The following is a 12,325-nucleotide window of genomic DNA, read 5'->3' on the forward strand; positions in this document are numbered from 1 at the left end:
CCTGAAGGCTGCGAAAATGCGGCACGGGATCTGCTCCCGCCGACGCTGAGTTACGTGTTTCCACACAGCCTCGACCCCTAGCAGACTTCCGATCTCGTACACGAGATGACCGCCTTCTGCCCGTGAGCGAACCTTCAGCCGAGCGCGGAGAAGTCATCGAAGTTCAGATGATCGGACCCTAAAATAAATACACCTTCGCTTCTCGCTTCGATCGTTTCGGACAAGTCTAAAAGTTACGAAGGTACATAGGACAAAACGCAATTTCCTGCGTACGTGCAGCGACAAAAAATCGTCAAGCCAAGGAAAGCTAGGGAGTTGAGACTCTATGCGTGGATGACAAGTTGATTTATTCTCTGGATCAAATGGCAGATCGGGGATGTGACGTAATCGCCTTGCATAAATATCGCACCGATCTATAAGGGTTTGTCATATGTGTACGGGAGTGACAGATGACAGAGCAAAGGAACATATTCATTAGCCACGTCCACGAGGACGATCACGGGCTCCAAAAACTCAAAGACCTGCTGGCTCCAAAGGGAATTGACGTCAGGGATTCCTCTATTCATACGGGGAAGTTCAACAATGCCAAAGACGAGCATTACATCAAGACGAAAATCCTCGCGCCGGCCATCAACTGGGCAGGCGTCTTTATCTGCTATGTCTCTCCCCAGACCAAGAATAGCGAATGGGTAAACTGGGAGATTGAATACGCCGCCAAACAGGGCAAGCGTATCGTTGGCGTCTGGGAACATGGCGAGAAAGAATGTGATCTTCCCGCGGCGTTAGAGCAGTACGCTGACGCCATGGTGGGCTGGAGTAGTGATGCCATCATTGATGCCATAAACGGCGAAGATACGTGGGAAAAGCCGGATGGCGGTCCCTGCGATCCGGTGCCTCTTAAGCGACATCCGTGCTGATGGCCCGCATCTACTCCTACGTGGTGCGCTACGACAGCGGTTTCGCCCCCAATCCCTTTTACGGCAACTGCACGCTCGCGACCTGTAAACCCGACATCCGTCGAGGGGCTAAGATCGGCGACTGGGTTGTGGGCAGCGGAAGTAATAACCGCAGTGTCCGTCGCGGTGGGCATCTTGTGTACGCGATGCGCGTTACGGACGCTATCACCTTTGATGAATACGGGACCGATCCCCGGTTCGAGACGAAAAAGCCCTTTCGTAACGGAAGCCGGAAGCAAAGCTGTGGCGACAATATCTACTTCAGGGTGCACCCTGACGCGCCTTGGCAACAGCGGGATTCGTTTCATTCGCGTTCCGATGGATCGCTTAACCCCGATCATGTGCGCCGCGATACGGGCGTCGACAGGGTATTGGTCAGTAACGACTTCGCCTACTTCGGCGGGGAGGGGCCTGAGTTTCCCGCCGAACTGAAGGATCAACAGGGGCGCCGGTTGTGTAAAGCCGGGCGAGGCATATCGGCCTTCGAAGATCCACAGTTGGTCTCCAGACTGGAACAGTGGATACGCAGTTTTGGCGCAGGTGGCTATCGGGGGGCGCCGTTCGAATGGCTTACGCTTCGGGGTTGAACGATGAAAAGAGAAGGTTCTCTCCTGTTTTCGGAGTACGCTGAACAGATCGCTGATACGGACGTACTCAACCCGGATGATTTCAATCCGATTCTTCAGGGACTCTATGGCGAGGTCGGCGGAATCATGTCGACAGTTAAGAAGCATGTCCGGGAGAAATCGGCATTTCCTAGGTATAGGAAAGCTGCTGAAGACGAGTTCGGCGACACCCTATGGTATTTGGCCGCTATATGCCGACGTCTACGGATTCCCCTTGAAGATGTCTTCGCACAAGCGGCTGATCACGACAACTTCCGGAATGTGGGCGCCGCGAGCGACATTGCCGGTGGCGCGGTGGCCTACATCGCCATGCCAGTGGCGGTGCCTGATTCGCTGGATGCAACTTTGGTGTGCCTAGGGCGAGCGGCAGCTGCCTTGCTGGGCGTTACAGCTCCGGCGCGGGACGATGTAGTAGCGTTCGCGCGTGCTTACCTGGGCGCCGTTCATGCCGCCAAGTTGCCATTTGCGGATGTGGCGCGTGGCAATCTCAAGAAGGCTCGGGGAGTGTTTCTCGAGCCCGAGGCGGTCGATCTGGACGGTCTTGATTTCGACAGGAAGTTCGGAATCGAGGAACAGCTACCGAGACAATTCAAGGTCAGAGTCAACCAGCGAGGCAGTGGCAGGAGTTACCTTCAGTGGCGGGACGTGTTCATCGGTGATCCTCTGACTGACAATATTGCTGACCGCGATGGTTACCGGTTCCATGACGTGTTTCATCTATCCTATGCGGCCATCCTGCACTGGTCGCCCGTGTTCCGCGCGCTCATCAAGCACAAGCGCAAAAGCGCCCCTAAATATGACGAAGAGCAGGATAGTGGGCGAGCAATCGTTGTTGAGGAAGGGCTCACGGCTTGGATCTTTTCTAGAGCCAAGGAACTTAATTATTTTGAAAACCAAGAAAGGGTTTCGCTCAGAATACTGAAAACCATCAGTGAGTTCGTGAGCGGTTACGAAGTCGATCAATGCCCGTTGAAGCTATGGGAAAAGGCAATTCTGCAAGGGTATACCGTCTTTCGTGAGTTGAAGGCAAATGAGGGTGGTTGGATCGTTGGAGATCGGGAACAGCGTACCATCACATACCTGCCGCTTGAGTCAGAGCAATGAAAATTCACCCATTCGTCGAGGCCGTTGCCTCGCTGCAGTTCGAAGACTGTTTCAACCCGTACACGGATCGTTGCAAGGTGCATGACCGACGTGACGCTCCACGCCGTCGTGCAGTGGCACTTTCGGCGATGCTGCGTCGCGCAGCCGAGGAACCCATCGACGCGATCTGGATCGGACGAGATCTGGGCTACCGAGGGGGGCGCCGCACCGGCCTAGCGCTGACGGACGATGTGCACATGCTCCAACACGCTAGGCGTTGGAACATTGATCTGGGCGCCGAACGGCCAACTGTCGGAAACGCAGTGGCGGAACGCACGGCTGCAGTCATATGGAACATGTTGGAGCACATTGACGCACGCATCTTTCTCTGGAACGTTTTTCCGCTTCATCCTCACGAGGCGGGCGATCCCTTTACGAATCGCCAGCATAACGCCCGTGAACGCCTTGCTGGCGAAGAACTGCTACAGCGGCTAATTGTCCTGTTACGGCCAGCTCGTATCGTCGCGATTGGTAACGATGCTGCCATGGCCGCACAGCGGATTACCGACTCAGTGCCCGTTGTCAGCGTGAGGCATCCGAGTTATGGCGGTCAGACCCAGTTCCAGGAGCAGATCGCTGAGCTATATGGCCGACCAACACGCACAGCATCGCTGTTCTGACTGTAGCAATACAGTTTTTGAGCCAAAACGGTTGCTCGAAGCGCATAAGGGGGCTTTGCGTTGTGTCTGTGCGATCAATCGTGAAGGCGATGTTCTTGCGACAGAGTGACGCCAGCCAGTCGTATCGAAACGCCCAGCGATCAATGATCAGTCGCAAGATGCGTATGGAAAAGTCTTGCGAAGTCTATGTCGGTAAGATTCTCCCCAGCGAAGTAACCATGGTCTTTGGCGAGGTTCAAGGCGGCTCCTCCCGGCGCGGGGACAGGCAGTATTCGCGCGGTCGGGTGAAGGCGCTTGAAAATCTCGTACTCCACTTCCACCCCTTCCATGCCGCCGATGAATACGGCGGCGACAAGATCTTGGCGGGACAACATAGTTTCGCGCATCCGCAGCAGACTTGCTTCCTTGTCATTCGCAATTGCGTCAGTGAACACTACGTTCTGGAAACGCTGGTTTTCCTCCGGGTAACGATCCTCGAAAAAGCGGCTCTGATACAGAGTCACGGACTGGGCGTAATCCATGCCGAGATCGTCGCAGATACTCCATATCATGGGGGTGATCGCAGGATGACCACCCCACACGATCCGGTGCTCGCGAATGACTGCAATAACCAGTTCCCGTACTGCGCACTGGATCAGGAACGGATTTGCCGTCTCGTGATAGATGCCCCGACCGATGAGTGGCACGCTGGCCGAAAGGAAAATCTCGCTCATGTTTCAGGCCTCCCAGTCTGCGAACTGCCAGCCCGCCTCGCTAGCCTTTACCCATTTCGCCGCACGGATGTGCTGGCCTAGCCAGTCCAGGTGTCCCAGCCAACGAGGATGCAGGCCGACGTGATCGTAGACAACAGCGACCGATTGGTCGGGTGAATTGATCGCTGCATCGTGTAGCGTCGTCGACGTTGGCACCCCGACGGTTGGATAGACGATGACATGTCGGCCGTCGGCCAGTTCGATATGTATCGCTTTGCTAGGGCCCACGCCGATGACCCGGCCGCCGATAGTCTGGATTGCATTGCGCAGATTGCTCACAAGATTGACCGAGCGGACGGCATGACTTTGGCTGCGAACCTCTTCCAGTTGCAGGCAGATGCGCTCCACTGCGGCCTCCGCTAGGCGCCCTGTTGCGGGATCCACTTCTTCGGGCAGCAGTTCGGCTCGGCTGGCCGTCTCCGTGCGGGCTGACGGCGTCGCATCGGGCCAGCCTACCCTCAGTACGCTAATGCCTTTAGCAAGGGCGCGGCCGAACTCAGCACTTGTCCAGCGGCTTTCGAAATACCCCGGCGTATCGAGCATCAGAAGTACATCTGAATCGCAAAGACGATGCCACAACATCGTCTGGAAGTCTTCCGCAGGGGGAATCCCATGGGTATCGAGGAACACATCGAAGAGCCGGGCTGACAGTGCATCAAATAACTGTAGCGCCGCTTCTCGAGCTTCGCCGCGACGATAGCTGACAAACACCCGTCGTTGCCGGGGAAGTAGTCCGGCGCATTCGAGTAACGCCGTTGCGACACGTTGTGCACCACCAGCGACGTAAGCCAAGCAGTTCAGCTGTCGCAGCGGTTCAGGGATCTCCGCGCTGACCCGGTTAATCTCGGACGCTACCGGCAGTAAGGGAATGCCGCGCTCCAGCAGGCTGCCCACGTTGGCAAGCGGTGGATTCTCGCCGCCGAAAAATACCGCCGCAGACGAGCGCTGCTGGTCCGGGTTAAATGCCTCCGGACGAACCTGCCAATCGACCTCGTTGCCTAAACGTAGGTTGAACATACCGACGGCTTGTCTAAGGATTGTTTCGAGCTCGGTAACCTGGGCAATGGTAGGTGAGCCGAGCAGAGCGAGTTGATAGAGTGCGGGCATGCGCTTCTTTCTCAATGGATCAATACATGTCCGGGTTACCAAGCGAACCTACTTATCAAGAACAGGGCCATTGCATCAATCATCGTAACGTACTGACGACGGTCAGCATGTACGGATTCTGAAATTGCGACCGGACATGCAGCCAACGAGGCCTGTGCGAACTTTGTTAAGAATGCCTTTGCTTCGTGTCGACTTTTCATAGTCTATGTTCGCTGTTGGGAGAACAGCAACTGGCAGGTGCCTCAAGTAGCCTCCGGGCGGACGACTTGCCATCATCAGGCGGTTGCCGTCTCGTATACGCACGAAGTTTGGTTAGCGAACAACACCCATCGACCCATCGCGCGGATACGTTTCGTTCGTGCGAACGTCCCGTTGACAATGCAGCAGCGGACGTTCGCTGTGATGTTTCGAACGACTCTTAGTGGCCGGTTGCCGTCATATGTAGGCGGCGACTTCTAACTCAAAGCGGTGGTCCGCAATGAGCCGATCAAATGACGACTTTCATGTGAGAAGCATCCCCATTCACCGAAAGCGGCTTCGATCGGACGCTCGTTAGCCTACCAGCGGGCCGTAAAACCACCAGCGCTATTCCTGCGCTGGCGTGGCGTGACTCGTCCCGCCGGATCAGGGTTGACGTTTGCCACGCCCACCAGCGGGTTTGCCCACCGGTTTACGTGAACCCGCAGCCGCCTTGCCAGCAGGTTTGCTACGCGGCTTTTGCGAGCTGAATGGGCTTCCGCTGGAAAAACCCGCGCCTTTCCCCGCAGCCCCAGCGCCCAGCGCCCCAGCCTTGCGCTTGCTTTCGCCACCTTGCTTATGCGGTTTTTTCCCGATCACCTGCCCAGCCCCCGGCACAGCCTGCAGCACCTTCGACTTCTTAGGCTTCTTCGGCTTCTTGATAATCTCCCCCGTCGCGCTGGTCTCCGGCACACGATGTTCGGCTTCAAACCCCGGCTCTTCTTCACGAGGCAGCGTTTGCCGGATCAGCGCTTCGATCGCAGCCAGTTGCGGCGCTTCATCCGCACACACAAGAGACACCGCCACACCACTGGCGCCCGCGCGCCCGGTGCGACCAATACGATGCACATAGTCTTGCGCCACGATCGGCAGATCCACGTTGATCACCAGCGGCAGGTCGTCGATATCCAGCCCGCGCGCAGCCACATCGGTGGCGACCAGCATATTGACTTCGCCCGTCTTGAAGCGCTCCAGCGCACGCAGGCGCGCGGGCTGCGGTTTATCGCCGTGGATGGTGTCGACCGCATAGCCCACTTCATCCAGCATGGCCGCCAGATATTCCACGCCTTTACGGGTTTTGACGAACACCAGCGCGTGTTCCCAGTTGTTCTCGGCCACGAGGTGCATGAAGAGATCGGGCTTGTTCCTTTTATCGACCGGTATCACCCACTGCTTGATCTTGCTGGCCGTGACATTGGGCGGGCTGACGCTGATATTGACCGGGCCGCGCAGAATGCCCGCCGCCATCGCGCGGATATCGTCGGTAAACGTGGCAGAGAACAACAGCGTCTGACGCTGAGCGGGCAACGCGGCAAAGACGGCGTTGAGTTCGCGCGCGAAGCCCAGATCCAGCATGCGGTCGGCTTCATCCAGCACCAGCGTTTTCACTTGATCGAACTGCACGGCGTTCTGGCGATGGAGATCGAGCAAACGGCCCGGTGTGGCGACGAGCACATCCACGCCTTTGCGCAGCTTCATCATTTGCGGATTGATGCTCACACCGCCGTACGCGGCCAGAAATCGCAGATCGAGGCCTTTACCGTAATCGACAAAGCTTTGCAGCACCTGTTCAGCCAGCTCACGCGTGGGCACCAGCACCAGGATACGCGCGCGGTTGCTGGACACCGCCGGGCCGTGTTGCACCAGCCGCTGCAGCAGCGGAAGCGCGAAACCTGCCGTCTTGCCCGTGCCGGTCTGCGCCGCGGCCATGACGTCCTTGCCGCTGAGCACAGCGGGAATCGCCTTGACCTGCACCGGCGTAGGTGTCTGGTAATTGAGGTCCTGCACATTACGCAGCAAGGGGTCGATCAGGCCGAGCGAGGCAAAAGACATGGACGTATTCCGGACTAAAACCGCAATTCTAGCGGTTACCGCGCCGGGCGCTTCCCGGAAGATGACCGTTGCACTCACCCCGCGCTCGTCACCGCGAGATAGTCACGCCATCTCCCCGCGCAAACCGGACGACGCAGATAAACCCGAACCTCACGCCCGCGGCGTGGGCGCGCATACGTATTCCCGTATCGGTGGAGACAAGACCCCGATCAGAATGCACAGCTTGTCCCACCGGCGAAGCGGCAATACCTGCCGAACGATCAGCGCGCCACGAGCGCGAATGGATTCGTAATCTGGTACGGGCAGAATCCCGCCATGGAATACGATGCGGGCACCCACGGCAACGGGCCGTGGGCCGGCGTCGCGCAGTCGTTCCTCGACAGCCTGTCAGGGCGGTGCCGGCGCACGGTTTCAGAATGCGTGGGCTGCTCGCGCAGCCGAATGGCCCGCGTTGCGCACGCCGATGCGCTTTGCGCCGTCGAAGCAAGGAACGATCGGTATTCCTGATGGATTATTGCAAACGTGTCTACCCACTTTTCCTGCACGCAGTGCGGCCGTTGCTGCCGCGATCTGCGCCTGCCTCTGAGCCTCGACGAAGCCGCCGCCTGGCTGCGCGGCGGCGGCGAGGTCCAGTTGTTCAGCGAAGCGATCCCGTGGCCGGTCGAGCCGCCTGACGACGACCTGCCGGCTGCGCACAAGAAGCGCCGCTCGTTCGCGGCCGCGAGCGGCGCGTTGCCGGTGCGCGTGGTCGTGTCGCTCGTCGCCGCGTTCGATGGCCCTTGTCCGCATCTGCTCGACGACCTGCGCTGCGGGAACTACGCGCAGCGGCCGCGGGTATGCCGCATCTACCCGGCCGAGATCAATCCGTTCGTCGCGCTGGAACCATCGGGCAAGGGCTGCCCGCCCGAGGCGTGGAGCCCGGTGCATCCGGTGCTGGCCGACTCGCGCGGCTATCTCGACCCGGAACTGGTCGAGACCATCGCGGCTTTTCGCGCGACGGACGCGCACGAGGCCGAGGCGAGAGGCGCGCTGTGCGCCTTGCTGGGATTCGAGTCGGCCGCGCTCGCGAACGAGGGCTATGCGATCTTCGTTCCGGGCAGCGAGGCATTGAGCGCCGCGCTCGATGCGCTCACGCACGCAGACGTCGCGGCGCTGGCTGCGCAGGCGTCGTCCTGGACCTTCGTCTCGAATCGCAGGAACACGCTCGACACGCTGTGCTCGATCGACGCGTTGCAGCAGTCGGCGGGTGCGCTGACGGATGCGCGGCTGCACTATCTCGGGTTCCACGCGGCGGACGCCGACTGAACCCGAACACGCGGCGCGGGCTAGGGCAGCGCGCTCGCCCGCTTGTCGTGGAGATACGCATGCAGATGATCGAGCAGGCCGCGCACGCGCGCGGTGACGAAATGTCGATGCCCATACACCGCGAGCAACTCCAGCGGCGCGGTGCGCATGTCGAGCGGCACCGCCTGCAGCCGGCCGTCCGCGAGCGCGTCGCGGCAGCCGGCCTCGGCCAGGATCGCGAAGCCGATCCCCTGCAGCGCAGCCGCGCCTGCGAGTTCGCCGCTGTTGACCCGGTAGCGGCTCTGCACGGGGATCCGATGAATGGCGCCGTGCGCGTCGACGAACTGCCAAGGTAGCCCTTTCAGCGTACTGAGCGTGGTGATGCACGGCAACTGCCGCAGTTGCCGCGCATGGGTCGGCATGCCGGTGCGTTCGAGCAGCGCGGGGGCGGCCACCACGAGGCTCGGCAGGCTCGCGAGCGGGCGCACGACCAGCGCGCTGTCGTCGAGCGGCCCGCGATTGACGATGATCGCGAGGTCGAGGTCGTCGCGCAGCGCGTCGAGGCCCGCGAAGCGCGTGTCGCAATCGATCTCGATGCCCGGATGCCGATGCGCGAACGCGGCGAGCGCGGCGCCGAACACGCGCGGCCCGATCTCGGCCGGCAGGCACAGCCTCAGCGGCCCGCGCAGTTCGTTGTGTTGCGAGGTGAGTTCGCTTTCGGTCAGCTCCAGCGCGTCGAGCATCGGCTTCGCGCGGTCGTAGAGCAGCCGGCCGGGCTCCGTCAGGCGCAGGTGGCGCGTGCTGCGTTCGAGCAGCCGCACGCCGAGCCGGGTCTCCAGCTGCGACACATGACGGCTCACGTTCGAGCCCGGCAGCGCCAGCGCGCGCGCCGCGCCCGCGAAGCTGCCCGCGTCCACCACCGCGACGAAGACCCGCACCGTGTTGAGATCCAGCCTGCTGCGCATCATTGTTCCATTTGAGATAGGAAAGCTTGCCGATAATGCCATCTAATTCCATTTCCGGTCGCAATTTAAGATAACTCGAGGGTCAGCGCGCGGCCCGGTCGGCCCGGCCGGCGCGCGTGGGCGACCGAGCGATGAAGGAGAGGGAGCGCGGATGGAGATTGCGATTCTGGGCGCCGGCGTAGCCGGCATGAGTGCGGCGCTGATGCTGCGGCGGCAGGGGCATCGGGTGCGGCTTTATGAACGGCGCGCGGTCGCCTCGACACTCGGCGCGGGCGTCGTGCTGTGGCCGAATGCCGGCTTCGTGCTGGCCGAACTCGGCATCGACGCGGCGTTCGATGCGCATGCCGGGCGGCCTCGCGCGATGCGCCGGTTCGACCGGGACGGACGCGCGCTCGGGTACCTCGACATCGAACGGCTCGACCGGTCGATGGGTTTCCCGAGCCGCTCGATCCTGCGGCGCGATCTGCAGGCCGTGCTGGCGGCTCAACTCGCCGCAGAGGAAATCGAGACTGTGTACGGCGCTTGCGCGGTGGCGATCGATACGGATCCGGACCGTGGTGCGCAGGTCCGTTTCGAAGACGGTTCGATCGTGCGCGCCGACCTGATCATCGGCGCGGACGGCCGGATGCGTTCGGTCGCGCGGTGCTATGTCGTGGGCGACAACGCGCCGGTCTATCAGGGCTTCGTGAACTGGATCGGCATTGCCCACAGCACCGCGCCGCTGGTGGACGAGGTCGAGATCCTCGATTACTGGGGATGCGGCGAGCGCTTCGGGCTCGTCGCGGTGGATCGCCATACCGTTTACTGGGCGGGCGCGCGCGCCGAGGCGGAAGCGCATGCGACGGCCCCGCTGCACGCGCCGCAGGACGAGATCGTCGCCGGGCTGTTCCGGGATTGGCCCGGCCCGATCGGCGCGGTGATGCGCGCCACGCCGCCGGGCTCGCTGCGCAAGATCGCCGTCCATGATCTCGATCCGGTCGCGATCCGGCATCGGGACAACGTGGTCCTGATCGGCGACGCCGCGCACGCGCCGTTGCCCACGTCGGGTCAGGGCGCGTGTCAGGCGCTGGAGGATGCATGGCATCTGGCGCGCTGCCTCGATGGTGCGCCGGCCGATCTGCATGCCGCGCTGGCGGCGTTCGCGGCCAGCCGTGCGGAGAAGACCTCGGCGCTGGCATCCAGCGCGCGGCAGGCGGCCCAGGCGTTGTTTACGCTCGATCCGGAGGCGTGCGCGCGGCGCGACGCGCAGGTGCGCGCGCTCGATCCGGTCGCGGAAGCCGCGCGTGTCGCGGCGGCGTGGGCCGCGGGCTTGCCGCTGCACGCGGCTGCGTGAGGTGGGGGCCAGGCGAATCCGGGATCACGCCGACACATGAGCGGCGTTCGCGTGACGGCAGAGAGAGTTTCGAGGCGGCGCGAACAGCCGCACACGCCTGCTCAGACCCGCGACGCGCCCTCGACTTCGATCACGAGATCCGATTCTGCCTGCGCGACGCAGGGCAGGATCCATCCTTCCGCCTTTTCCTCGGCGCTGACGCCGGGCCATTCGATCCGATAGCGAATCGATCCGGCGCGCAGGCGGCACAGGCAGGTGCGGCAGGTGCCGTTGCGGCACGAGCGCGGCAGCCGGACGCCGGCGAAGCCCGCGGCGTCGAGCAGCGACAGCGACGCGGGCGCGTCGAAGCACGCGCCGAGCGGCTCGACGCGCACCTGGAAGGAGGGATTTGACTCGGACATGCGCTCGGATGGGACGACGGCGGAACGAGCCGCAAGGATACCCGAAGCGGCGCGGCCGCCGCGTTCAGTGCCGCCGCCGCAGATGCCGGTAGACCGTGTTGCGCGCGAGCCCGAGTTCGCGCGCGACTGCCGACACATTGCCGTCGTGGCGTGCGAGCGCGCGTTCGAGCAGCGCCGTCTGGTGGTCGTGCAGCGTGGCGGGCGCGCGCGCGTCGACCTGCGGCACCGTGCCGTCCGCCGCGCGCATGTCGGCCGGGCAATCGAGCCAGAAATCATCGGGCAGGTGTTCGAGACCGATCTCGGCCTCGCCTTCGGCGAGCATGCCGGCGGTGCGCAACACGTTGGTCAGTTGACGCAGGTTGCCGGGCCAGCGGCAGCGCGCGAACGCCGCGCGCACCGCGCCCGAGATCCGCTGCGGCAGCGGCTCGCTGCGCGCGAGCCGCGCCAGTACGCGCTGCACGAGCACGTCGAGGTCGGTGCGCGAGGCGAGCGGCGGCAAGGTCACGGCGAGCCCGTTGATCCGGTAGAACAGATCCTCGCGGAAGTCGCCGGCGGCAATCATCGCGCGCAGGTCGCGATGCGTCGCGCAGACGATTCGCACGTCGACCGGCAGCGCGCGCGCGCCGCCGAGCGGCACCACCGCGCGTTCCTGCAGCACGCGCATCAGGCGCACCTGCTGCGCGAGCGGCATGTCGCCGATCTCGTCGAGAAACAGCGTGCCGCCGTCCGCCTGCACGATCCGTCCCGGGCTGCCGCGCTTGCGCGCGCCGGTGAACGCGCCGTCCTCATAGCCGAACAGCTCGGCCTCGATCAGCGAATCGGGCAGCGCCGCGCAGTTCACCGCGACGAACGGGCCGTCGCGACGCGGCGACGCATCGTGCAGCGCGCGCGCGAGCCACTCCTTGCCGGTGCCGGTCTGGCCGAGCACGAGCAGCGGCAGGTCGCGTCCGCGGATCTTGCCGACGCGCTGCAGCACGGCGGCCACGCGCGCATCGCCGGTGTCGCTGTCTCTTCTCCCCCTCTTCCTCTTCCTCCTCTCTTCTTTTCTTTTCTCTCTCTTTTTTCTCC

The 12,325-nt window shown here is 62.4% G+C and carries 12 protein-coding genes and 1 pseudogene; 7 read left to right on the top strand and 6 right to left on the bottom strand.

Translation table 11 applies throughout. The features are described from left to right. The first annotated feature begins 449 nt into the window (after window positions 1–449). Genes AC1RQF_RS32425 through AC1RQF_RS32440 form a run of 4 tightly spaced genes read left to right on the top strand, consistent with a single transcriptional unit; the run spans window position 450 to window position 3,345 of the window. Complete coding sequence (locus tag AC1RQF_RS32425) at window positions 450–917, top strand: TIR domain-containing protein (protein ID WP_492874175.1); 468 nt, start codon at window positions 450–452, stop codon at window positions 915–917. Beyond that, complete coding sequence (locus AC1RQF_RS32430) at window positions 917–1,543, top strand: Nmad2 family putative nucleotide modification protein (RefSeq protein ID WP_492874176.1); 627 nt, start codon at window positions 917–919, stop codon at window positions 1,541–1,543. The genes AC1RQF_RS32425 and AC1RQF_RS32430 overlap by 1 nt, the downstream gene beginning before the upstream one ends. Before the next feature lie 3 nt (window positions 1,544–1,546). After that, the gene (locus tag AC1RQF_RS32435; RefSeq protein ID WP_492874178.1) at window positions 1,547–2,686 is read left to right on the top strand and encodes a nucleoside triphosphate pyrophosphohydrolase family protein; all 1,140 of its coding nucleotides are present in this window, start codon (window positions 1,547–1,549) and stop codon (window positions 2,684–2,686) included. Next, on the top strand, window positions 2,683–3,345 hold the full coding sequence (locus tag AC1RQF_RS32440) for a uracil-DNA glycosylase (protein ID WP_492874180.1): 663 nt from the start codon (window positions 2,683–2,685) through the stop codon (window positions 3,343–3,345). The genes AC1RQF_RS32435 and AC1RQF_RS32440 overlap by 4 nt, the downstream gene beginning before the upstream one ends. 140 nt (window positions 3,346–3,485) lie before the next feature. Here AC1RQF_RS32440 and thcA read toward each other — a convergent pair whose 3' ends face one another. The 3 genes from thcA to AC1RQF_RS32455 all read right to left on the bottom strand — a co-directional run bounded on the left by thcA (window position 3,486) and on the right by AC1RQF_RS32455 (window position 7,274). Then, complete coding sequence (thcA, locus tag AC1RQF_RS32445) at window positions 3,486–4,058, bottom strand: Thoeris type III anti-phage system protein ThcA (protein ID WP_492874182.1); 573 nt, start codon at window positions 4,056–4,058, stop codon at window positions 3,486–3,488. Window positions 4,059–4,061: 3 nt separating this feature from the next. Further along, on the bottom strand, window positions 4,062–5,204 hold the full coding sequence (gene thcB4, locus AC1RQF_RS32450; protein ID WP_492874184.1) for a Thoeris type III anti-phage system protein ThcB4: 1,143 nt from the start codon (window positions 5,202–5,204) through the stop codon (window positions 4,062–4,064). Window positions 5,205–5,828: 624 nt separating this feature from the next. After that, on the bottom strand, window positions 5,829–7,274 hold the full coding sequence (locus tag AC1RQF_RS32455) for a DEAD/DEAH box helicase (protein WP_492874186.1): 1,446 nt from the start codon (window positions 7,272–7,274) through the stop codon (window positions 5,829–5,831). A 315-nt stretch (window positions 7,275–7,589) separates the two neighbouring features. Between AC1RQF_RS32455 and AC1RQF_RS32460 the strand changes: the two genes are divergently transcribed. Together AC1RQF_RS32460 and AC1RQF_RS32465 are read left to right on the top strand one after the other, a co-directional pair. After that, the gene (locus AC1RQF_RS32460; protein WP_492874188.1) at window positions 7,590–7,781 is read left to right on the top strand and encodes a hypothetical protein; all 192 of its coding nucleotides are present in this window, start codon (window positions 7,590–7,592) and stop codon (window positions 7,779–7,781) included. A gap of 15 nt (window positions 7,782–7,796) precedes the next feature. Continuing rightward, window positions 7,797–8,579, top strand: a complete 783-nt coding sequence (locus tag AC1RQF_RS32465) for a YkgJ family cysteine cluster protein (protein ID WP_492874190.1) — start codon at window positions 7,797–7,799, stop codon at window positions 8,577–8,579. Window positions 8,580–8,599: 20 nt separating this feature from the next. Here AC1RQF_RS32465 and AC1RQF_RS32470 read toward each other — a convergent pair whose 3' ends face one another. Next, complete coding sequence (locus tag AC1RQF_RS32470; protein WP_492874192.1) at window positions 8,600–9,523, bottom strand: LysR family transcriptional regulator; 924 nt, start codon at window positions 9,521–9,523, stop codon at window positions 8,600–8,602. Between the two features lie 151 nt (window positions 9,524–9,674). Between AC1RQF_RS32470 and AC1RQF_RS32475 the strand changes: the two genes are divergently transcribed. Beyond that, the gene (locus AC1RQF_RS32475; protein ID WP_273997878.1) at window positions 9,675–10,856 is read left to right on the top strand and encodes an FAD-dependent monooxygenase; all 1,182 of its coding nucleotides are present in this window, start codon (window positions 9,675–9,677) and stop codon (window positions 10,854–10,856) included. 101 nt (window positions 10,857–10,957) lie between these two features. On the opposite strand, the gene AC1RQF_RS32480 is transcribed toward AC1RQF_RS32475, so the two are convergent. Both AC1RQF_RS32480 and AC1RQF_RS32485 read right to left on the bottom strand, forming a co-directional pair. Next, a complete protein-coding gene (locus AC1RQF_RS32480; RefSeq protein WP_273997880.1) occupies window positions 10,958–11,257 on the bottom strand; it encodes a 2Fe-2S iron-sulfur cluster-binding protein in 300 nt (99 codons plus the stop codon). A gap of 64 nt (window positions 11,258–11,321) precedes the next feature. Then, window positions 11,322–12,260: pseudogene (locus AC1RQF_RS32485) on the bottom strand (sigma-54-dependent Fis family transcriptional regulator); the annotation flags it as partial. Between the last annotated feature and the right edge of the window lie 65 nt (window positions 12,261–12,325).

The sequence above is a fragment of the Burkholderia sp. GW821-FHT14F03 genome (genome assembly GCF_058803765.1).